The organism is Streptomyces sp. CBMA291 (assembly GCF_014596525.1).
In the GTDB taxonomy this organism is placed as follows: domain Bacteria; phylum Actinomycetota; class Actinomycetes; order Streptomycetales; family Streptomycetaceae; genus Streptomyces.
Map to the genome: position 1 here is coordinate 19258 of NZ_MSJP01000019.1, position 21130 is coordinate 40387.

The window sequence follows — 21130 nt, forward strand, 5'->3', positions numbered from 1 at the left end:
GGTTCACCGCAGATGCGAGGCATGTTCGACACGGTCCTGGTGGCCAACCGGGGCGAGATCGCCGTCCGGGTGCTGCGCACCCTGCGCGCGGCGGGCATCCGCTCGGTGGCCGTCCACAGCGACGCGGACGCCGACGCCCGGCACGTACGGGAGGCGGACACGGCGGTACGGATCGGCCCGCCGGCCGCCGCCGAGTCCTATCTCTCCGTGCCCGCGCTCCTCGAAGCGGCCCGCCGCACCGGGGCGCAGGCCGTCCACCCCGGCTACGGCTTCCTCGCGGAGAACGCGGAGTTCGCACGGGCCTGCGCGGAGGCGGGGCTCGTCTTCATCGGGCCGTCCGCCGAGGCGATCTCCCTGATGGGCGACAAGATCCGCGCCAAGGAGACCGTACGGGCGGCGGGCGTGCCCGTGGTGCCGGGCGCCGCCGATCCCGAGCTGGCCGAGGCCGCCCGCGCGCTCGGCGCCCCCGTGCTGCTCAAGCCGAGCGCGGGCGGCGGCGGCAAGGGCATGCGCCTGGTGCGGGACCTGTCGGTCCTGGACGAGGAGATCGCCGCGGCCCGCCGGGAGGCCCGTTCCTCCTTCGGCGACGACACGCTGCTCGTGGAGCGGTGGATCGACCGGCCCCGGCACATCGAGATCCAGATCCTGGCGGACGCCCACGGGAACGTGCTCCACCTCGGCGAGCGCGAGTGCTCGCTCCAGCGGCGCCACCAGAAGATCATCGAGGAGGCGCCCAGCGTCCTGCTCACCCCCGAGGTCCGGGCGTCGATGGGCGCGGCGGCGGTGGAGGCGGCCCGGTCCTGCGGCTATGTGGGCGCGGGCACGGTCGAGTTCATCGTGCCGGGCACCGACCCCTCCGCGTACTACTTCATGGAGATGAACACCCGGCTCCAGGTCGAGCACCCGGTGACGGAGCTGGTCACGGGCCTGGACCTGGTGGAGTGGCAGCTGCGGGTGGCGGCGGGCGAGCCGCTGCCCTTCCGGCAGGAGGACATCAGGCTGGACGGCTGGGCGATCGAGGCGCGGCTCTGCGCCGAGGACCCGGCGCGCGGCTTCCTCCCCTCCGGCGGCACGGTCCTCGCACTGCGCGAGCCGGAGGGCGACGGGGTGCGGACGGACTCCGGGCTCTCCCAGGGCACGGAGGTGTCCTCGCTCTACGACCCGATGCTGTCGAAGGTGATCGTGCACGCCCCCGACCGCCCGACGGCGCTCCGTCGGCTCCGGGCGGCCCTGGCGGACACGGTGACGCTGGGCGTGCCGACGAACGCGGGCTTCCTGCGCAGGCTCCTCGCCCACGAGGACGTGGTCGCGGGCGCCCTGGACACGGGTCTGGTGGAGCGGGAGGCGGCCGGTCTCGTACCGGAGGACGTGCCCGCCGAGGTGTACGCGGCGGCGGCGGCCGTCCGGCTGGCGGAGCTGGCCCCGGCGGGCGGCGGCTGGACGGACCCGTTCTCGGTGCCGAGCGGCTGGCGGCTCGGCGGCGCCCCCGCGCCGCTCCCCTTCCCGCTGCGGGTGGCGGGCCGGGAGCCGGTCGCGGCCTTCGCGCCCGAGGGCGCCCGGGTGACCGACGGCTCGGTGACGGTGACGGTCGACGGGATCGTCCACCACTTCCACCGGGCCGGGAACTGGCTGGGCCGGGAGGGCGACTCCTGGCACGTCCTGGACCACGACCCGGTCGCCGAGGCCCTGTCGGGCGCCCGGCACGGCGGCGCCGACACCCTCGCCGCGCCCATGCCCGGCACCGTGACCGTGGTGAAGGTGGCGGTCGGCGACGAGGTCGCGGCGGGGCAGAGCCTGCTGGTCGTCGAGGCGATGAAGATGGAGCACGTCATCTCCGCCCCGCACGCCGGGACCGTCACCGAACTGGACGTCACGCCCGGCACGACCGTCGCCATGGACCAGATCCTGGCCGTGGTGACCCCCCGCGAGGAGAAGGAGGAGGGCGCGTGAGCCCCGTACCGCCGGTGAAGGGAGAGGGCCGCGTGAGTCCCCTGCCGTTCGTGAAGGGAGCGGGCGCGTGAGCCCCGTACTGCCCATGACCGTGCGGGATCCGGCGCTTCCGGCCCGGGTCCGGATCCACGAGGTCGGCGCCCGGGACGGGCTCCAGAACGAGAAGACGCCCGTCCCGACCGAGGTGAAGGCCGAGTTCGTGCGCCGGCTCGCCGCCGCCGGGCTCGGCACGATCGAGGCGACGAGCTTCGTGCACCCCCGGTGGGTCCCGCAGCTCGCGGACGCCGAGGAGCTGTACCCGCTCGTCCGCGAGCTGCCCGTACGCCTTCCGGTGCTCGTGCCGAACGAGCGCGGGCTCGACCGGGCGCTCACCCTCGGCGCCCGGGAGGTCGCCGTCTTCGCCTCCGCCACCGAGTCCTTCGCCCAGGCCAATCTGAACCGGAGCGTGGACGAGGCCCTGGCCATGTTCGCGCCGACCGTGACCCGGGCCGTCGAGTCGGGGCTGCGGGTGCGCGGCTATCTGTCGATGTGCTTCGGCGACCCCTGGGAGGGGGCCGTCCCGGTGGAGCAGGTCGTCCGGGTGACGAAGGCGCTCGCCGAGATGGGCTGCGACGAACTGAGCCTCGGCGACACCATCGGCGTCGCCACCCCGGGCCATGTCACGGCGCTCCTGACCGCCCTCAACGAGGCGGGGGTGCCCACCTCCCGGCTGGCCGTGCACTTCCACGACACCTACGGACAGGCCCTGTCCAACACCCTGGCCGCGCTGCGCCACGGGGTGACCACGGTCGACGCCAGCGCGGGGGGCCTCGGCGGCTGCCCGTACGCGAAGAGCGCGACCGGCAATCTCGCCACCGAGGACCTCGTGTGGATGCTCGACGGTCTCGGCATCGAGACCGGGGTCGACCTGGCCGCCCTCACCGCCACCAGCGTGTGGATGGCGGAACGGCTCGGCCGGCCCAGCCCCTCCCGTACCGTCCGCGCCCTCTCCCACAAGGAGTGACGTTCCGCATGTCCCTGGACCACCGGCTCTCCGCCGAGCACGAGGAACTCCGCCGTACCGTCGAGGCGTTCGCGCACGACGTGGTCGCGCCGAAGATCGGCGACTACTACGAGCGGCACGAGTTCCCGTACGAGATCGTCCGCGAGATGGGCCGCATGGGCCTCTTCGGGCTGCCGTTCCCCGAGGAGTACGGCGGCATGGGCGGCGACTACCTGGCGCTCGGCATCGCCCTTGAGGAGCTGGCCCGGGTCGACTCCTCGGTGGCGATCACCCTGGAGGCGGGCGTCTCCCTGGGCGCGATGCCGCTGCACCTGTTCGGCACGGAGGAGCAGAAGCGGGAGTGGCTGCCGAGGCTCTGCGCCGGCGAGCTGCTCGGCGCCTTCGGCCTGACCGAGCCGGGCGCGGGCTCGGACGCGGGCGGCACCCGGACGACGGCGGTCCGCGACGGCGACGACTGGGTGATCAACGGCTCGAAGTGCTTCATCACCAACTCCGGTACGGACATCACGGGTCTGGTGACGGTCACGGCCGTCACCGGCCGCAAGCCGGACGGGCGCCCCCTGATCTCCTCGATCATCGTCCCTTCGGGCACGCCCGGCTTCACCGTCGCCGCGCCCTACTCCAAGGTCGGCTGGAACGCCTCGGACACCCGTGAGCTGTCCTTCGCCGACGTCCGGGTCCCGGCGGCGAACCTGCTCGGTCAGGAGGGCCGGGGGTACGCGCAGTTCCTGCGGATCCTCGACGAGGGCCGGGTGGCCATCGCGGCGCTCGCGACCGGGCTCGCGCAGGGCTGTGTCGACGAGTCGGTGAAGTACGCGAAGGAGCGGCACGCCTTCGGGCGTCCGATCGGCGACAACCAGGCCATCCAGTTCAAGATCGCCGACATGGAGACCCGGGCGCACATGGCCCGGATCGGCTGGCGGGACGCGGCCTCGCGGCTGGTGCACGGGGAGCCGTTCAAGAAGGAGGCGGCGATCGCGAAGCTGTACTCCTCCACGGTCGCGGTGGACAACGCGCGCGAGGCGACGCAGATCCACGGCGGCTACGGCTTCATGAACGAGTACCCGGTGGCCCGGATGTGGCGGGACTCGAAGATCCTGGAGATCGGCGAGGGCACCAGCGAGGTGCAGCGGATGCTGATCGCACGGGAGTTGGGGCTCCAGGCCTGAGCCTCGCGCGTACGACCCGGCGGGATCCGTCGCCCCTTGGGGGTGGCGGGTCCCGCTGTCGTTCAGGGGCGGGCCGCTTCGGCGCGGGGCTCTCGGCCGACGGGGCCCTCGGGTGCGGGGCCCGTCTCCGTGCGCCCCGCCCGCGCTCGGCTCACGGTGGGTCAGAGCACTCCGTCCCACCCTTACGCACGTACGTGAGGTTAGGCTAACCTACCTTTGCCTCCGCCTCGGAGGGACCCTCGTCCGTACCGCAAAGGTGTCCTCCCCCATGACGCACGCCGAGACCGCGCCCTTCCAGTTCTTCCGCCTCCAGGTGGACCGGACCCGTCGGCTCGGACCGTCCCTGGTCCGGATCACCTTCGCCGGGGAGGACCTGAAGAACTTCGCCGCCGGTGGCCGCGACCAGTCGCTCTCCCTCTTCCTGCCGCAGCCCGGCCGGCCGGAGCCCCTCCTGCCCCCGCTGGACAACCCCGACATGTACGCGATCCTCGGCGCCTGGCGCGCGATGCCCGACGACGAGCGGGCCGTGATGCGCTCGTACACCGTCCGCGAGCAGCGCACCGGGCCCGACGAGATCGACATCGACTTCGCCCTCCACGAGGACGGCGGACCCGCCTGCCGCTGGGCCGGGCGCGCCGCGTCCGGCGACCGCGTGGTGGTCCTCGGACCGGCGGTCGCCGACAACACCGGCGTCCGCTTCCGGCTGCCGGAGGACGCCGACTCGGTGCTGATCTGGGCGGACGAGACGGCCCTCCCCGCCGCCTCGGCGATCCTGGAGTGGCTGCCGGCCGACACCCGCGCGCAGGTCTTCCTCGAAGTGCCCTACTCCGGCGACCGCGTCGCACCGGCCACCCGGGCGGACGCCACCGTCACCTGGCTGGTCCGCGAGGAGGGCGCCCCCTCCGCCGTCGACGCGGTACGCGGGACCGAACTGCCCGGCGAGGCGCCGTACGTCTGGATCGCGGGCGAGTCCGGCGCGGTGAAGGCGCTGCGCCGCCACTTCGTCCGGGATCGGGGGCTCGACCGCCGCCGGGTGACCTTCGTCGGCTACTGGCGCAAGGGCCTCTCCGAGGACGCCCTGCGCGAGGTGCCGGACGAGACCCGGGAAGAGGCGTAGGGGGACGCGCGGGGCGGGTGCGTTCCCGTACGGCCCGGCGGCGCGGGGCGGGTCCGCTCCCGTACGACCCGGGAGCGCGCGTGACGGCACGGACCCGCGTGGCTCGGGGGTGCGTGCGCCACACCGCACCCCCGTAACCCTGCACACCCGTAACCCTGCACACCCGCACACCCGGCGGCGCGCCGCCACGACCCACCCCCGCGACGGGCCGGGAGCGCGCACCACGGCGTACCCCCAGACCGACCGGGGGCACACCCCACACCCGCCCCGCCCCCCTGCCCCCGCCCCCCGCGCGGAAGTTGACGGGGAGTATCGCGAGTCGGCGCGGAGCGTTGCGATGCAAAATTAGGTTAGGCTAACCTTAGTTTCGACCGTGTCGCCCCTCGCCCCCTTCCTGTCCTGAGGGCGCGACCGAGCCCCGTACCGGGAGGCCCCCCACATGCGCTCGCACCTGCTCAACGACGCCACGGCGGAGAGCTACCGGCGCTCCGTCACCGAAGGAGTCGAGCGGGTGGCGGAGAAACTCGCCACGACGCGAGGCCCGTTCACCGGCGTGACCCCGGCCGACCTCGCGCCCGTCATCGACGCCGTCGACCTCGACCGGCCGCTCGGCGACTCCTCCGCCGCTCTCGACGAACTGGAGAGCGTCTACCTCCGCGACGCCGTCTACTTCCACCACCCCCGCTACCTGGCCCACCTCAACTGCCCGGTGGTCATCCCCGCCGTCCTCGGCGAAGCCGTCCTCTCGGCGGTCAACTCCTCGATGGACACCTGGGACCAGAGCGCGGGCGGCACCCTCATCGAACGGAAACTCGTCGACTGGACCACCGGCAGGATCGGGCTCGGACCCGCCGCCGACGGCGTGTTCACCAGCGGCGGCACCCAGTCCAACCTCCAGGCGCTGCTCCTCGCCCGCGAGGAGTCCGGCAGCACCGACCTGCGGAAACTTCGCATCTTCGCCTCCGAGTGCAGCCACTTCAGCGTCCAGAAGTCGGCCACGCTCCTCGGCCTCGGCGCCGAAGCCGTCGTCTCCGTCCCCGTCGACGCCGAGAAGCGGATGCAGTCCGTCGTCCTCGCCGCCGAACTCGCCACCTGCCGCGCCGAGGGCCTCGTCCCGATGGCGATCGTCGCCACCGCGGGCACCACCGACTTCGGCTCCATCGACCCGCTCCCCGAGATCGCCGCCCTCGCCGAGGAGTACGGCTCCTGGATGCACGTGGACGCCGCCTACGGCTGCGGACTGCTCGCCTCCCCGACCCGCCGCCACCTCCTGGACGGCATCGAGCGGGCCGACTCGGTCACCGTCGACTTCCACAAGTCCTTCTTCCAGCCGGTGAGTTCCTCCGCCCTCCTGGTCCGCGAAGGCTCCACCCTGCGGCACGCGACCTACCACGCGGACTACCTCAACCCGCGCAGGACCCTCGCCGAGCGGATACCCAACCAGGTCGACAAGTCCCTCCAGACCACCCGCCGCTTCGACGCGCTCAAGCTCTGGATGACCCTGCGCGTGATGGGCGCCGACGGCATCGGCGGCCTCTTCGACGAGGTCTGCGACCTGGCCGCCGAGGGCCACGCGCTGCTCACCGCCGACCCGCGCTACGACGTGGTCGTCGCCCCGCGGCTCTCCACCCTCGTCTACCGCTACGTACCCGAGGGCGACGCCTCCCCCGAGGCCGTCGACCGGGCCAACCTGCACGCCCGCAAAGCCCTGTTCGCCTCGGGCGAGGCGGTCGTGGCGGGCACCAAGGTCGACGGGCGCCAGTACCTCAAGTTCACCCTGCTCAACCCCGAGACCACCACGGCCGACATCGCGGCCGTCCTCGATCTGATCGCCGGCCACGCCGAGCAGTACCTGGGAGAGAACCTTGTCCACGCCTGAGACGGCCCCGACCCACGACTTCATCGGCATCGGGCTCGGTCCGTTCAACCTCGGACTGGCCTGCCTCACCGAGCCGATCGAGGAGCTGAACGGCGTCTTCCTGGAGTCGAAGCCCGACTTCGAGTGGCACTCGGGAATGTTCCTCGAAGGCGCCCACCTCCAGACCCCGTTCATGTCGGACCTGGTCACGATGGCCGACCCGACCTCGCCGTACTCCTTCCTCAACTACCTGAAGGAGAAGGGCCGCCTCTACTCGTTCTACATCCGCGAGAACTTCTACCCGCTGCGGGTCGAGTACGACGACTACTGCCGCTGGGCCGCCGCACGCCTCTCCTCCATCCGGTTCTCGACCACCGTCACCTCCGTGACCTACGACGAGACCGCCGAGGTGTACGAGGTCGCCACCGACACCGGGGAAACGTTCCGCTCCGCCCGGATCGTGCTCGGCACCGGCACGCCCCCGCACCTCCCCGAGAGCTGCCAGGGTCTCGGCGGCGACCTCGTCCACAACGCGCGCTACCTCGGCCACAAGGAAGCGCTCCAGCGCAAGAAGTCGATCACCCTGGTCGGCAGCGGCCAGAGCGCCGCCGAGATCTACTACGACCTGCTCTCCGAGATCGACGTCCACGGCTACCAGCTGAACTGGGTCACCCGCTCCCCGCGCTTCTTCCCGCTGGAGTACACCAAGCTCACCCTGGAGATGACCTCCCCGGAGTACGTGGACTACTTCCACGCCCTGCCCGAGGAGACCCGCTACCGCCTGGAGACCGAGCAGAAGGGCCTCTTCAAGGGCATCGACGGCGAGCTGATCAACGCCATCTTCGACCTGCTCTACCAGAAGAACATCGCCGCCCCCGCGCCCACCCGCCTCCTCAGCAACTCGGCGCTGCGCACCGCCTCGTACGACGAGACCACCGGCACCTACACCCTCGGCTTCCACCAGGAGGAGCAGGGCAAGGACTTCACCCTGGACACCGAGGGCCTGATCCTCGCCACCGGGTACAAGTACACCGTCCCCGCCTTCCTCGAACCGGTCCGCGACCGCCTGCGCTGGGACTCCCGGGGCCGCTTCGACGTGGCCCGCGACTACTCCGTCGACATCACCGGCCGGGGCGTCTTCCTCCAGAACGCGGGCGTGCACACCCACTCGGTCACCTCGCCCGACCTCGGCATGGGCCCGTACCGCAACGCGTACATCATCGCGGCGATGCTGGGACGCGAGTACTACCCCGTCGAGAAGACCATCGCTTTCCAGGAGTTCGCGGTATGAACGTGTCCATACGCCCCTTCGACCCGTCGAAGGACGCCGAGCTGATCCACCCCTGGGTCACCCACCCCAAGGCCGCCTTCTGGATGATGCAGGGCGCCACCCTCCAGGACGTCGAGCGCGAGTACTTCGCCATCGTCGCCCACCCCGACCACGACGCCTTCATCGGCCTCGTCGACGGCGAGCCCGCCTTCCTGATGGAGCGGTACGACCCGGCGAAACTGGAACTGGTCGGACTGTACGACCCGCTCCCCGGCGACGTCGGCATGCACTTCCTCGTCGCACCCACCGACACCCCCGTGCACGGCTTCACCCGGACCGTGATCACCGCCGTCATGACCGAGCTGTTCGCCGACCCGGCGACCTCCCGCGTGGTCGTCGAGCCCGACATCGCCAACAAGGCCGTCCACGCCCTCAACGAGGCCGTCGGCTTCGTACCCGAGCGCGAGATCCGGAAGCCCGAGAAGAAGGCCCTGCTCAGCTTCTGCACCCGCGCCCGGTTCGAGGCGGCCACGGGAGCCGCCGCGTGACCGCCGCCGACCGCGTCTCCACCGGCGCCGAGGCCGTCGCCCACCTCACCCCCGAGCGCTGGGCCGACGCCAACCGCGCCCTGATCCGCAAGGGCCTCGCCGAGTTCGCCCACGAGCGGCTGCTGCACCCCAGGGAACTGGGCGAGAGCCGCTACGAGGTCCTCAGCGACGACGGCGCCACCGCCTACCGCTTCACCGCCGACCGGTTCGCCCTCGACCACTGGCAGGTCTACCCCGATTCGATCAGCCGCCACCGGGGCGACGAGCACCTCCCGCTCGACGCGCTCCAGTTCGTCATCGAACTGCGCGGCTCCCTCGGCCTGAGCGACGAGGTCCTCCCGGTCTACCTGGAGGAGATCTCCTCCACCCTCGCCGGTACCGCCTTCAAGGCGACCAAACCGCCCGTCACCTGCGCCGACCTGGCCCGCGCCGGCTTCCAGGCGATCGAGACCGGGATGACCGAGGGCCACCCCTGCTTCGTCGCCAACAACGGCCGTCTCGGCTTCGGCGTCGACGAGTTCCGCGCGTACGCCCCCGAGGCCGCGAGCGAGATCCATCTGATCTGGCTGGCCGCCCGCCGCGACCGCGCCGCCTTCACCGCCGGGGCGGGCATCGACTACGAGACCTTCGTCCGCGCCGAGCTGGGCGACGAGGCCGTCGACCGCTTCGCCGCCGTCCTCACCGGACGCGGTCTCGACCCGGCCGACTACCTGCTGATGCCGGCCCACCCCTGGCAGTGGTGGAACAAGCTCTCCGTCACCTTCGCCGCCGAGGTCGCCCAGGAGCGCCTGGTGTACCTGGGCGAGGGCGACGACGCCTATCTGGCCCAGCAGTCCATCCGCACCTTCTTCAACACCTCCGACCCGGCCAGGCACTATGTGAAGACGGCCATGTCCGTCCTCAACATGGGCTTCATGCGGGGCCTCTCGGCCGCGTACATGGCGGCCACCCCGGCCATCAACGACTGGCTGCACGGCCTGATCGCCGCCGACCGGGTCTTCACCGGGGCGCGGTTCTCGATCATCCGCGAGCGGGCCGCCGTCGGCTACCGGCACCTGGAGTACGAGGCCGCCACCGACCGCTACTCGCCCTACCGCAAGATGCTGGCCGCGCTCTGGCGCGAGTCCCCGGTGCCAGGCCTCGGCGAGGGCGAGCGGCTCGCCACGATGGCCTCGCTGCTGCACGTCGACCACACGGGTGCCTCCTTCACCGGCGCGCTGATCAAGGAGTCGGGCCTGGCGCCCGAGGTCTGGCTGCGCCGCTACCTGGACGCCTACCTGGTGCCGGTGCTGCACAGCTTCTACGCGTACGACCTGGCCTTCATGCCGCACGGCGAGAACGTGATCCTGGTCCTCGACAAGCACGGCGCGGTCGTCCGGGCGATCTTCAAGGACATCGCCGAGGAGATCGTCGTCATGGACCCGGCGGCGGTCCTGCCCCCGGCCGTGGAGCGGGTCCGGGCGGACGTCCCCGAGGACATGAAGCTGCTCTCCGTCTTCACGGACGTCTTCGACTGCTTCTTCCGCTTCCTCGCGGCGACCCTCGCGGCGGAGGGAGTCCTCGACGAGGACGGCTTCTGGCGCACGGTCGCCGCGTGCGTGCGCGGCTACGAGGAGTCGAAGCCGGAACTCGCGGACCGCTTCCGGCAGTACGACATGTTCGCGGAGACCTTCGCCCTGTCGGCGCTCAACCGGCTCCAGCTCCGCGACAACCGGCAGATGGTCGACCTCGCGGACCCCTCGGCCGCCCTCCAGCTGGTCGGCGACCTGGTGAACCCGATCGCGCGGTTCGCCTGACGGACGGGCGCGGGCCCCGGCGGAGTACGGTCCTCCGCCGGGGCCCGCGTCGTCTTCACGCGTACCGGCCGGGTCGCCCGGCCGACGGCCGCGACCGGTGGACGGCTCCTGCGGTCAGGAACCCGCGCCGGGCCAGGGGACCTGCGGGGAGCGGTACCAGCCGATGCCCAGGGCCTCGAAGCGCGGCGCCTGCTCCGCGAGCCGGACCTTGTACGACTCCCAGTCGTGGCCGGCCGCCGGGGACCAGCCCAGCTCCGCCACGCCCGGCAGCCTCGGGAAGGCCATCTCGTCGAGGTGGGCCGAGGTGGACAGGGTCTCCGTCCACAGGGCCGCCTCGACGCCCCGGACGGCGGACTCGGGCACGCCCGGCAGATAGGTCGCCGGGTCCCAGTCGTAGGAGCGCTGGACCTCCACGTAACCGGCCCAGCTGAGGCCGAGCGCGTAGTCCTTCGTGTACTTCATGTCGATGTAGCTGCGGTCGGCGGGCGAGACGATCACCCCGGTCCCGGCGCGGGCGACCTCGGCGACCCGCTCCTTGTCGGCGGCGGGGGTGCGGTCGTGGCCCCAGTACTGGACGAGGGCTCCGTCGGCGGGGGTGGTGCCGGTGAGCTGGTGCCAGCCGACGACCTTCTTGCCGTACTTGGCGACGATCGGCTGCACCTTGTCCATCATGGTCTTGTAGTCGGCGTGGCTGGTGGCGCGCGCCTCGTCGCCGCCGATGTGGAGGTACCGGCCGGGGGTCAGCGCGGCGATCTCCCGGATGACGTCGTCGACGAAGTCGTACGTGACCGGCTTGGACGCGCACAGGGTGCTGAAGCCGACGTTGATGCCGGTGTAGAGGGGCGGGGCGACACCGTCGCAGTTGAGCTGCGCGTAGGAGGAGAGGGCCGCGTTGGTGTGGCCCGGCAGGTCGATCTCGGGGATCACCTCCTGGTGGCGGGAGGCGGCGTACCGGACGATCTCGCGGTAGTCGTCCTTGGTGTAGAAGCCGCCGGGACCGCCGCCGACCTGGGTGGAGCCGCCGTGCGTGGTGAGCCGGGGCCAGGAGTCGATGGCGATGCGCCAGCCCTGGTCGTCGGTGAGGTGCAGATGGAGGGTGTTCACCTTGTAGAGCGCCGCCTGGTCGATGTACCGCTTCACCTGGTCGACGGTGAAGAAGTGGCGGGCGACGTCGAGCATGACGCCCCGGTAGGCGAAGCGCGGGGTGTCGGTGACGGTGCCACCGGCGACCTTCCAGGGGCCCGGCTGGACGCTGTCGCGCTCGACGGCGGCGGGCAGCTGCTGACGGACGGTCTGGAGCCCGTGGAAGAGCCCGGCGGGGGTGCGGGCGGTGACGGTGAGGCCCTCGGGCGCGGAGCGCAGCCGGTAGCCCTCGTCGCCGAGCGCGGTCTCCCCGGAGCGCAGCCGGAGCAGGATGCCGCCTTCGGCCGCCCGCTCGTCGACGACGGGCAGCGGGAAGCCGGTGGCGGGGCGCAGCAGCCCGGCGAGGTAGCCGCCGAGCGCCTTGGCGTCGGCGGAGCGGGTGTCGATGCCGATGCGGGTGGTGCGGCTGAGGACGTAGGGCCTGCCCTCGGGGGTGACGGAGGCGGGGACGGGGACGATCCGGCCGAGCGGGCGGACTCCGGGCTCGGCGGCTGCTCTGCCGCCTTCGGTTCGGCCTTGGGCGGTGGCCTCGCCACAGCCGACTCCGGCGGCGGCGACGAGGAGGAGGGTTCCGATCAGACGGGGAATCCTTCGGCGCTGACTCACAGACTGGGTCCCTTTCGGGCGGTGGGCTCGTCCCTCCGTCCCCTGGGGGGCGGGGGGCTCGTCCCCCGATTTGTACCGTCGAAGCGTCGCTCTGGGTAGTAGTGCGGGTCCGAACGGTAAAGGTCTGGACCAAGACCCTGTTTTACCCCCTCGATCATGCCTTCCCTGCCCGATTTCGGGCAGGATTCTTGCTAAGAATGCCGAATACCCTTCAGTATTCACGGGTGCTTGAACGCCGCCCGTCACACGACGACCTCATCGACCACCTGATCCGCAGCACCGCGCTCCAGCGCGGCGAGGCCACCCGGGTGATCCTCGACGTGCTGGCGTACTTCGACGAGACGACCGAGGAGTTCGTCCGCCGCCGTCACCGCGAACTACAGTCCGGCGGCTCCGTGAACGCCGAGATCTTCGAACGGATCGCGACGGAACTCCCGCACCGCGCCGTATCGCCCCCGGAGCTGTCGCTCCGGCAGCTGCGCCGCATCGTCTACGGCTGAGCACGCTCACCAACCTGGAGGGTTTCACCTTTATGTGCGGAATTGTCGGTTACATCGGTAAGCGCGACGTCGCCCCGCTGCTCCTGGAGGGGCTCCAGCGCCTGGAGTACCGGGGATACGACTCGGCGGGCATGGTCATCACCAGCCCCAAGGCCTCCGGCCTGAAGATGGCCAAGGCCAAGGGCCGCGTCCGCGACCTCGAAGCCAGGATCCCCAAGCGCTTCACCGGCACCACCGGCATCGCCCACACCCGCTGGGCCACCCACGGCGCGCCGAGCGACGTCAACTCGCACCCGCACATGGACCCCGAGAACAAGGTCGCCGTCGTCCACAACGGCATCGTCGACAACGCCCAGGAGCTGCGCGCCAAGCTGGAGGCCGACGGCGTCGCCTTCGCCTCCGAGACGGACACCGAGGTCATCACCCACCTCGTCGCCCGTTCCCAGGCCGACACCCTGGAGGAGAAGGTCCGCGAGGCCCTGAAGGTCATCGAGGGCACCTACGGCATCGCCGTGATGCACGCCGACTTCAACGACCGCATCGTCGTCGCCCGCAACGGCTCCCCGGTCATCCTCGGCATCGGCGAGAAGGAGATGCTCGTCGCCTCCGACGTCGCCGCCCTGATCGCCCACACCCGTCAGGTCGTCACCCTCGACGACGGCGAGATGGCCACCCTCAAGGCCGACGACTTCCGCACGTACACGGTCTCCGGCACCTCCACCACCGCCACCCCCGAGACCGTCGAGTGGGAGGCCGCCTCCTACGACATGGGCGGCCACGACACCTACATGCACAAGGAGATCTCCGAGCAGGCCGACGCCGTCGACCGCGTGCTGCGCGGCCGGATCGACGACCGCTTCTCCACCGTGCACCTCGGCGGTCTGAACCTGGACCCCCGCGAGGCCCGCACCATACGCCGCATCAAGATCCTCGGCTGCGGCACCTCGTACCACGCCGGTCTCATCGGCGCCGGGCTCATCGAGTCCCTGGCCCGCATCCCCGCCGACGCCGAGCCGGCCTCGGAGTTCCGCTACCGCAACCCGGTCGTGGACCCCGACACCCTCTACATCGCCGTCTCCCAGTCCGGCGAGACCTACGACGTGCTCGCCGCCGTCCAGGAGCTGAAGCGCAAGGGCGCCCGCGTCCTCGGCGTGGTCAACGTGGTCGGCTCCGCCATCGCCCGCGAGGCCGACGGCGGCATGTACGTGCACGCCGGGCCCGAGGTCTGCGTCGTCTCCACCAAGTGCTTCACCAACACGGTCACCGCCTTCGCGCTGCTCGCCCTGCACCTCGGCCGCATCCGCGACCTGTCCGTCACCGACGGCAAGCGGATCATCGAGGGCCTGCGCAGGCTCCCCGCGCAGATCGAGGAGATCCTGAAGACCGAGGACGAGATCAAGAAGATCGCCGCGGAGTACGCGGGCGCCCAGTCGATGATGTTCATCGGCCGCGTCCGGGGCTACCCGGTGGCCCTTGAGGCCTCCCTCAAGCTGAAGGAGATCTCCTACATCCACGCCGAGGCCTACCCCGCCTCCGAGCTGAAGCACGGCCCGCTGGCCCTCATCGAGCCCGCCCTGCCGACGGTCGCGATCGTCCCCGACGACGACCTGCTCGAAAAGAACCGCGCCGCCCTGGAGGAGATCAAGGCCCGCAGCGGCCGCATCCTCGCGGTGGCGCACCAGCCGCAGCCGAAGGCCGACCACACCATCGTCGTGCCGAAGAACGAGGACGAGCTGGACCCGATCCTGATGGGCATCCCGCTCCAGCTCCTCGCCTACCACACGGCGCTCGCCATGGGCCGCGACATCGACAAGCCGCGCAACCTGGCCAAGTCCGTCACGGTCGAGTAGCGGCCGTCCGGGCCTGTCCCCCGGACCCGCGCCGCCGGGCCTGTCCCCCGGCAGCTCGCCTGACACCAGAGCGGCCCCCGATGCCTCGCGCACCGGGGGCCGCTCCCCTGTTCCCCTGCTTCCCCCGGCTCAGCTCGCGGCGGCCTCGCCCCGGGCCGTCCGGCGCGGGGCCGTCGGCCACCCCGCGACGGACGCCGTGGCGCCGTACCAGGCGAGGAGCCCGGCGACGGCGGCGACCCAGCCGCCCGCCTTCGCCAGACCCCCGCTGTCCGCGAGCGCCCCTATGCCGAAGAGCAGCAGCGCGAGGAAGAGCAGTCCGTACACGCCCTGCCCGAACAGTCCGCTGCCCGCAGCGGCCAGCGTCAGGGTGAGCGCCAGGAGCGCCCACAGGAGCAGGAAGACACCGACGGCGTCGGCCGAGGCGCCGCCGCCCGTCGCGGTGCCCCAGGTGAACCAGAAGGCGCCGAGGGCCGTGTGGGCCGTGCCCCGGCTCGTGTCGCCCGCGCGCAGGGCGAGCAGTCCGACGAGGAAGAGGGTGACCCCGCCGACCCAGGTGGCGAGGCCCGCGGCATCGGCTGCCGCGACGTTGTCGACGACCCCCGTACCGCCCAGGCCGAAGGCCAGCAGGGTCAGTCCGAGGGCGAGGTGTCCGAGAGTGGAGGTGGTGTTTCCCGCGGCGACTTCGTCGTGCACGGCGGGCTCCCTTCAGATACGCAGACGTGCTGCGCGAGCTGGGATGGGCGGTGCCTCTTTAGCTACCCTTCACAAGCGCACAATCCACCTGCGGAAGTCCGAAATTATGGCCGGAGAACGGCAGTTGAACGGATGTTCCGACGGGCCGCGCGTGACGGACGGGGCCGCCGTACGAGCCCCCGGGCGCCCGCCCGGCCACCACCGCAGGGCCCACGAAACCTCTCGCGGGCCCTACGGGACGACAGGCTCGGGCCTTACGGGACCGCCGGGCTCGGGCCCTACGGGACGGACGGCCGGCGGCCCCGGGGAGGCCGGATGCGGGCCCTACGGGATGACGATCACGGGCCGTCGGGCGCGGCGGGCGAGACGGCCGGCGACGGAGCCGAAGATCCGGCCGACGAGACCGTGCGTGGAGCCGACCACGATGGCGTCCGCCGAGTACTCCCGGCCGACCTCCTCCAGCTCGTGGCAGATGTCCCCGCCGCGCTCGACGAGGATCCAGGGCACCTCGGAGAGGTGCTCGGCACATGCCAGCTCAAGCCCGAGGACCTCGGTGCGATGGTCGGGCACGTCGACGAAGACGGGTGGCTCGCAACCGGCCCACACCGTGGTGGGGAGCCGGTTGGCCACATGGACGATGATCAGGCCCGAGCCGGAACGCCTGGCCATGCCGATGGCGTACGCAAGGGCTCGCTCGCTGGAAGTGGAGCCGTCGAAGCCGACGACCACCCCGTGCCGGAAGGCCGGATCGCAGGCGTGACGTGGCTGTTCTACCGCGAGGGGGTCGACCGTGGAGTCGGCGACGCGCTTGCGGTCCGCGGGTTCGGGGAATTCGTGACCGGCCATCGGTGTCTCGGCGAAGAAGGTCCTCGTGGGAAGGGACGGGGAACAGAGGGGACGAACGACGGGTGGCGGCGGAGCTGTGTCCGGGAATCATCTTCCCAACCCCATACCCCCAAGGCTACGGCGACACTCCTCTCCTGCCCAGAGTCCGCCGCACCACTCCCGGCGCGCCGCCGCTCGCGCGCGGCGTTCCAGGGAGCATGCACGAGCGGTTCACGATCTGGCAATGCCGGATGTGTCCTACAGACGTCCGTACGGGACCCCGCAGGCGTCGCCGAGAGTGACCGGAGGATTCCGCTCCGCGCCCTCCGCGCCTCCGGCCCGCCGCCGTGCGGGGACCGCGCCGCCCCTCGGCGCCGGGCGTACGCCGGGCGCCACCGGGACCCTTCGGAGCGCGGACCGGGCGCGGACCGGGCGCCGACCGCGCGCGGAGGGCGCGCCTGGCCGCCGGAGCACCCGGACGACCGGGAGCGAACCAGGGGGCGAACCGGTATGTAACGGGACAAAGAGAAGCCCCTATCTTCGACGGACCCCCTTCGAGTTGACAGGTTCGCACAACCGAACCCATATGTTTTCGGCCAACTTCCATTCAGCCGCGAGACCTTGGCAAAACGGTTGGCCAACCCCCTTGGCGACACCCGGGAATGCCCCGTTCCAGGGGCTCACACCCCCCGCGTACGGGGCTCTTCGCCACCCCGGGCCCTCCCGGGGGACGCCCCGGCGGGAAGACTTCGCGATCGATCGCTTCGCGCCAAGTGGCCTTGTCGACAATCGGCCGGACGGAGAACTTGTCACGCCGGCGGCACGGGACGCAGTAGATTCGATCATGGATACCGAAGACTGGGGTCTCGTGCAAAACCGAGGGGAAACGTGCAGGTGCGACACGACCAGGGAGACGCGAACACCGAGGGGGGCTTAGCGTCATGAGCCAGGACTCCGCCGTACCGGAGGCCGCACGAAAGCTGATCGGGCGCCGCCGTCGTGAAGTCGTCGCGGTGCTGCTGTTCAGCGGCGGCCCCATCTTCGAGAGCTCCATCCCGCTCTCCGTGTTCGGCATCGACCGGCAGGACGCCGGAGTGCCCCGTTACCGGCTGCTCGTCTGCGCGGGCGAGGACGGGCCGCTGCGGACCACCGGTGGACTCGAACTGACCGCGCCCTACGGCCTGGAGGCCATCAGCCGCGCGGGGACCGTCGTCGTCCCCGCCTGGCGCTCGATCACCTCCCCGCCGCCGCCGGAAGCGCTCGAAGCGCTCCGCAGAGCGCATGAGGAAGGCGCCAGGATCGTCGGCCTGTGCACGGGGGCGTTCGTCCTCGCGGCGGCCGGCCTCCTCGACGGGCGCCCGGCCACCACCCACTGGATGTACGCGCCGACGCTCGCCAAGCGCTACCCGTCGGTCCATGTGGACCCCCGGGAGCTCTTCGTCGACGACGGGGACGTACTGACCTCCGCGGGGACGGCGGCCGGAATCGATCTGTGTCTGCACATCGTGCGGACCGACCACGGCACGGAGGCAGCGGGCGCCCTGGCGCGCCGGCTCGTCGTCCCGCCGCGGCGCAGCGGCGGTCAGGAGCGCTACCTCGACAGGTCTTTACCAGAGGAGATCGGCGCCGACCCGCTGGCCGAGGTCGTCGCCTGGGCGCTGGAGCACCTCCACGAGCAGTTCGACGTGGAGACCCTGGCCGCCCGCGCGTACATGTCACGGCGGACCTTCGACCGCCGGTTCCGCTCGCTGACCGGGTCGGCCCCGCTCCAGTGGCTGATCACCCAGCGGGTGCTCCAGGCACAGCGGCTGCTCGAAACCTCCGACTACTCGGTCGACGAGGTCGCGGGCCGGTGCGGCTTCCGCTCGCCGGTGGCGCTGCGCGGCCACTTCCGGCGCCAGCTCGGCTCCTCGCCCGCCGCCTACCGGGCCGCGTACCGTGCCCGGCGGCCGCAGAGCGATACCGGGACGGCGGTGCTCGACGCGGTCGTGCCCGCGCAGGTCGCGGCCGGTGCGCGACGGCCGATGCCGGGGTTCGAAGCGGCCAAGCCGCACTCCGACGCCTACGCACCCGGGCGCCCAGCGTTCCCGGGCCAGCGCAGCGCGCCGTAGCCGAAGAGCGGCGCGACCCGCGCCGTGACGCGGTACCGACGCGGCCATGAGCCGCGCGGCGCGGGACCGGCGGGCGCCCGGGGACACCTTCCCCGGGCGCCCGTCGGCCTGCTCGGAGAAGAAAAAGCCACCTAAGGTAGGACGCATGAACGATCGCATGGTGTGGATCGACTGCGAGATGACCGGGCTCTCGCTGACGGACGACGCACTCATCGAGGTGGCCGCACTGGTCACCGACTCGGAACTGAACGTACTCGGCGAAGGGGTGGACATCGTGATCCGCCCGCCGGACGAGGCGCTCGAAACCATGCCCGAGATCGTGCGCGAGATGCACACGGCCTCGGGACTGCTCGACGAACTCGCCGCAGGCACCACGCTCGCCGACGCGGAGGCCCAGGTCCTCGCGTACATCCGCGAGCACGTCAAGGAGCCCGGCAAGGCGCCGCTGTGCGGAAACTCGGTCTCCACGGACCGCGGCTTCCTCGCCCGGGACATGCCGGCCCTGGAAGGCCACCTGCACTACCGGATCGTCGATGTCTCCTCGGTCAAGGAACTGGCCCGGCGCTGGTACCCGAGGGCGTACTTCAACAGTCCGGAGAAGAACGGCAACCACCGGGCGCTCGCCGACATCCGCGAGTCCATCGCGGAGCTGCGCTACTACCGCGAGGCGGTCTTCGTCCCGCAGCCCGGCCCCGACTCCGAGACCGCGAAGCGGATCGCGGCCCGGCACGTACTCCCCTCCGCCTGACCCTCCCGCCCAGGGGCTCGCGCCCTCCGACCACCCACCACGGAAAAGGCGGGCGCGAGCACCCTCCAGGACCCTGTAGACTTCTTCTCGGCTGGTCAGGGAAACCTTCGGGAAACCGCCGGTCATGGTGGGTATAGCTCAGTTGGTAGAGCACCTGGTTGTGGTCCAGGATGTCGCGGGTTCGAGTCCCGTTACTCACCCTGAATGATGAAGGCCCCGGTTCGCGAGAACCGGGGCCTTCGCCGTTCCCGGATCCGTTCCGAGGACCCATCCCGCCCCCGGCCACTCCCCCGCACGGGTGAGTTACGGACCCCCCGGCGAGCTGCGGCCCCGTCGTCGGGGCCCGGACGCATAGCGTCGGGGGCCATGCGGAGCGGGTGGCGGAGAGCGGGGGCGTATCGGGGCGGCCTCGCCCTGGTTCTGTTCCTTCTCGTCGCCCTCCTCGCGGCGGGCTGCGCCACCGACCCCGCCGAACCCTCCCCCGTCCCCGCGCACCGGCCCGGCGGCCACCCGGCCGGGAGGAGGCCCGTCACCCTCACCGTCGGCGTGTTCGGCACCTTCGGTCTGCGGGAAGCCGGGCTCTACGAGGAGTACGAGCGGCTCCACCCCGGCATCGCCGTCCGGCAGACCTCCCTCACCCGCAACGACGTCTACTACCCGCAGCTCCTCACCCACCTCGCCGCCGGATCCGGCCTCGCCGACGTCCAGGCCGTCGAGGTCGGCAACATCGCCGAGGTCGTCACCACCCAGGCCGGACGGCTCGTGGAACTCGGCACCCTGCCCGGCGTGGACCGGCGTGCCTTCCTGCCCTGGAAATGGGCGCAGGGCACCGGCCCCGACGGACGCGTCCTCGCCCTCGGCACCGACATCGGGCCGGGGGCCGTCTGCTACCGCAAGGACCTCTTCGCCCGCGCCGGACTGCCCACCGGCCGGGACGCCGTCGGGCGCCTGTGGGCCGGGGACTGGCGGAAGTACCGGGCGGCGGGCCTGCGCTACCGCGAGCGCGCCCCGGCGGGCACCGCGTTCACCGACTCCGCGTCCGGAGTGCTGGCGGCCGTCGTCGCGAGCGCCCCGCTGCGCTACTACGACACGCGGGGCGCCCTCGTCGTGGCCGCCAACCCCGCCGTACGGGAAGCCTGGGACCTCGCGGCCTCCTTCGCCCGGCAGGGGCTGACCGCCCGGCTCCAGCAGTTCACGCCCGACTGGGACCAGGCCTTCGCCCACGGCGCCTTCGCCACGGTCGCCTGCCCCGCCTGGATGCTCGGCTACATCCAGGACAAGACGGGGCCCGCCGGACGGGGCCGCTGGGACGTGGCGACCGCGCCCCGCCCCGGGAACTGGGGCGGCTCCTTCCTCGTCGTGCCCGCCGAAGGCCGTCACCCGGCGGAGGCGGCCCGGCTCGCCGCCTGGCTGACGGCCCCCGCCCAGCAGGCCCGGCTCTTCGCCCGGCGCGGCAGCTTCCCCAGCGCCTCGGCCGCCTACCCGCTCCCCGAGGTGGCGGCCGCCCGCGCCCCGTACTTCGGCGACGCCCCGGTCGGCACCCTCTACGCCGAAGCGGCCCGAGGCGTCCCGCAGGCCCCCGTGGGCCCCAAGGACGCCCTGATCGCCCAGACCCTCGCCGACACCGGCATGCTCCAGATCGACCAGACCTCCCGCGACCCGGCCGACGCCTGGCACGCCACCCTCAAGACCCTCGACAACGCGCTGGACCGGTGAGCGATGGCCACCGGCGACCGGGCGGGGGCGATGGAACCACCCGCCCGCCGGGAGAAGCCCCCGCCGACACCGGGCCCCGCACCCCTGCCACCCCACCCGCCCTCGCCGGACCCCGTAACCCTGTCCGTACGCCCTCTCCCGCCGGGCCCCGCACCCCTGCCACCCCACCCGGCCTCACCGGGGCCCATGTCCCTGCCGCCGCACCCGACTCCGCCGGACCCCGTACC

16 protein-coding genes and 1 tRNA gene are annotated in these 21130 nt (G+C 72.0%); 14 read left to right on the top strand and 3 right to left on the bottom strand.

Annotated features, from left to right (window positions below; translation table 11 throughout):
• The first annotated feature begins 12 nt into the window (after positions 1-12).
• The 8 genes from BU197_RS05280 to BU197_RS05315 all read left to right on the top strand — a co-directional run bounded on the left by BU197_RS05280 (position 13) and on the right by BU197_RS05315 (position 10711).
• A complete protein-coding gene (locus tag BU197_RS05280) occupies positions 13-1950 on the top strand; it encodes a biotin carboxylase N-terminal domain-containing protein (RefSeq protein WP_188267024.1) in 1938 nt (645 codons plus the stop codon).
• A gap of 85 nt (positions 1951-2035) precedes the next feature.
• A complete protein-coding gene (locus BU197_RS05285; RefSeq protein WP_188267089.1) occupies positions 2036-2953 on the top strand; it encodes a hydroxymethylglutaryl-CoA lyase in 918 nt (305 codons plus the stop codon).
• 8 nt (positions 2954-2961) lie between these two features.
• Entirely contained in the window at positions 2962-4122 is a 1161-nt protein-coding gene (locus BU197_RS05290; protein ID WP_188267025.1) for an acyl-CoA dehydrogenase family protein, read from the top strand.
• Positions 4123-4390: 268 nt separating this feature from the next.
• Positions 4391-5239 carry a siderophore-interacting protein gene (locus BU197_RS05295; RefSeq protein WP_188267026.1) on the top strand — a complete coding sequence of 283 codons (849 nt, stop codon included), beginning with the start codon at positions 4391-4393 and terminating at the stop codon, positions 5237-5239.
• 439 nt (positions 5240-5678) lie between these two features.
• Positions 5679-7118 carry a pyridoxal phosphate-dependent decarboxylase family protein gene (locus BU197_RS05300; protein WP_188267027.1) on the top strand — a complete coding sequence of 480 codons (1440 nt, stop codon included), beginning with the start codon at positions 5679-5681 and terminating at the stop codon, positions 7116-7118.
• A complete protein-coding gene (locus tag BU197_RS05305) occupies positions 7105-8388 on the top strand; it encodes a lysine N(6)-hydroxylase/L-ornithine N(5)-oxygenase family protein (protein WP_188267028.1) in 1284 nt (427 codons plus the stop codon). Before BU197_RS05300 ends, BU197_RS05305 begins: the two co-directional genes overlap by 14 nt.
• Positions 8385-8915 (top strand): GNAT family N-acetyltransferase, encoded by a 531-nt coding sequence (locus BU197_RS05310; RefSeq protein WP_188267029.1) that lies wholly within the window; start codon positions 8385-8387, stop codon positions 8913-8915. Before BU197_RS05305 ends, BU197_RS05310 begins: the two co-directional genes overlap by 4 nt.
• The gene (locus BU197_RS05315; protein ID WP_188267030.1) at positions 8912-10711 is read left to right on the top strand and encodes an IucA/IucC family protein; all 1800 of its coding nucleotides are present in this window, start codon (positions 8912-8914) and stop codon (positions 10709-10711) included. Before BU197_RS05310 ends, BU197_RS05315 begins: the two co-directional genes overlap by 4 nt.
• A 114-nt stretch (positions 10712-10825) precedes the next feature.
• Here the strand turns inward: BU197_RS05315 and BU197_RS05320 are convergent, their stop codons facing one another.
• On the bottom strand, positions 10826-12460 hold the full coding sequence (locus tag BU197_RS05320; protein WP_188267031.1) for a beta-N-acetylhexosaminidase: 1635 nt from the start codon (positions 12458-12460) through the stop codon (positions 10826-10828).
• A gap of 224 nt (positions 12461-12684) precedes the next feature.
• On the opposite strand from BU197_RS05320, the gene BU197_RS05325 reads away from it, so the two are divergent.
• Positions 12685-12960 carry a hypothetical protein gene (locus BU197_RS05325; protein WP_188267032.1) on the top strand — a complete coding sequence of 92 codons (276 nt, stop codon included), beginning with the start codon at positions 12685-12687 and terminating at the stop codon, positions 12958-12960.
• Between the two features lie 32 nt (positions 12961-12992).
• The gene (glmS, locus tag BU197_RS05330; RefSeq protein ID WP_188267033.1) at positions 12993-14810 is read left to right on the top strand and encodes a glutamine--fructose-6-phosphate transaminase (isomerizing); all 1818 of its coding nucleotides are present in this window, start codon (positions 12993-12995) and stop codon (positions 14808-14810) included.
• Positions 14811-14939: 129 nt separating this feature from the next.
• Here glmS and BU197_RS05335 read toward each other — a convergent pair whose 3' ends face one another.
• Both BU197_RS05335 and BU197_RS05340 read right to left on the bottom strand, forming a co-directional pair.
• Complete coding sequence (locus BU197_RS05335; protein ID WP_188267034.1) at positions 14940-15503, bottom strand: GPR1/FUN34/YaaH family transporter; 564 nt, start codon at positions 15501-15503, stop codon at positions 14940-14942.
• A 324-nt stretch (positions 15504-15827) separates the two neighbouring features.
• Positions 15828-16349: a universal stress protein gene (locus tag BU197_RS05340; RefSeq protein ID WP_188267035.1), complete on the bottom strand. Its 522-nt coding sequence runs from the start codon at positions 16347-16349 to the stop codon at positions 15828-15830.
• 920 nt (positions 16350-17269) lie between these two features.
• On the opposite strand from BU197_RS05340, the gene BU197_RS05345 reads away from it, so the two are divergent.
• From BU197_RS05345 to BU197_RS05360, 4 genes are all read left to right on the top strand, one after another.
• The gene (locus tag BU197_RS05345) at positions 17270-18439 is read left to right on the top strand and encodes a helix-turn-helix domain-containing protein (RefSeq protein ID WP_188267036.1); all 1170 of its coding nucleotides are present in this window, start codon (positions 17270-17272) and stop codon (positions 18437-18439) included.
• A 145-nt stretch (positions 18440-18584) separates the two neighbouring features.
• Entirely contained in the window at positions 18585-19187 is a 603-nt protein-coding gene (gene orn, locus BU197_RS05350) for an oligoribonuclease (RefSeq protein WP_188267037.1), read from the top strand.
• A gap of 127 nt (positions 19188-19314) precedes the next feature.
• A tRNA-His gene (locus BU197_RS05355) sits at positions 19315-19387 on the top strand.
• 166 nt (positions 19388-19553) lie between these two features.
• On the top strand, positions 19554-20903 hold the full coding sequence (locus tag BU197_RS05360; protein ID WP_188267038.1) for an extracellular solute-binding protein: 1350 nt from the start codon (positions 19554-19556) through the stop codon (positions 20901-20903).
• The last annotated feature ends 227 nt before the right edge of the window (positions 20904-21130 follow it).

Excerpts from the sequence above, each read along its gene's own strand:
- BU197_RS05300 (WP_188267027.1), top strand. The coding sequence starts at position 5,679 with ATGCGCTCGCACCTGCTCAACGACGCCACGGCGGAGAGCTACCGGCGC.
- orn (WP_188267037.1), top strand. The coding sequence starts at position 18,585 with ATGAACGATCGCATGGTGTGGATCGACTGCGAGATGACCGGGCTCTCG.
- BU197_RS05285 (WP_188267089.1), top strand. The coding sequence starts at position 2,036 with ATGACCGTGCGGGATCCGGCGCTTCCGGCCCGGGTCCGGATCCACGAG.
- glmS (WP_188267033.1), top strand. The coding sequence starts at position 12,993 with ATGTGCGGAATTGTCGGTTACATCGGTAAGCGCGACGTCGCCCCGCTG.
- BU197_RS05280 (WP_188267024.1), top strand. The coding sequence starts at position 13 with ATGCGAGGCATGTTCGACACGGTCCTGGTGGCCAACCGGGGCGAGATC.
- BU197_RS05290 (WP_188267025.1), top strand. The coding sequence starts at position 2,962 with ATGTCCCTGGACCACCGGCTCTCCGCCGAGCACGAGGAACTCCGCCGT.
- BU197_RS05295 (WP_188267026.1), top strand. The coding sequence starts at position 4,391 with ATGACGCACGCCGAGACCGCGCCCTTCCAGTTCTTCCGCCTCCAGGTG.
- BU197_RS05360 (WP_188267038.1), top strand. The coding sequence starts at position 19,554 with ATGCGGAGCGGGTGGCGGAGAGCGGGGGCGTATCGGGGCGGCCTCGCC.
- BU197_RS05310 (WP_188267029.1), top strand. The coding sequence starts at position 8,385 with ATGAACGTGTCCATACGCCCCTTCGACCCGTCGAAGGACGCCGAGCTG.
- BU197_RS05345 (WP_188267036.1), top strand. The coding sequence starts at position 17,270 with ATGAGCCAGGACTCCGCCGTACCGGAGGCCGCACGAAAGCTGATCGGG.
- BU197_RS05340 (WP_188267035.1), bottom strand. The coding sequence starts at position 16,349 with ATGGCCGGTCACGAATTCCCCGAACCCGCGGACCGCAAGCGCGTCGCC.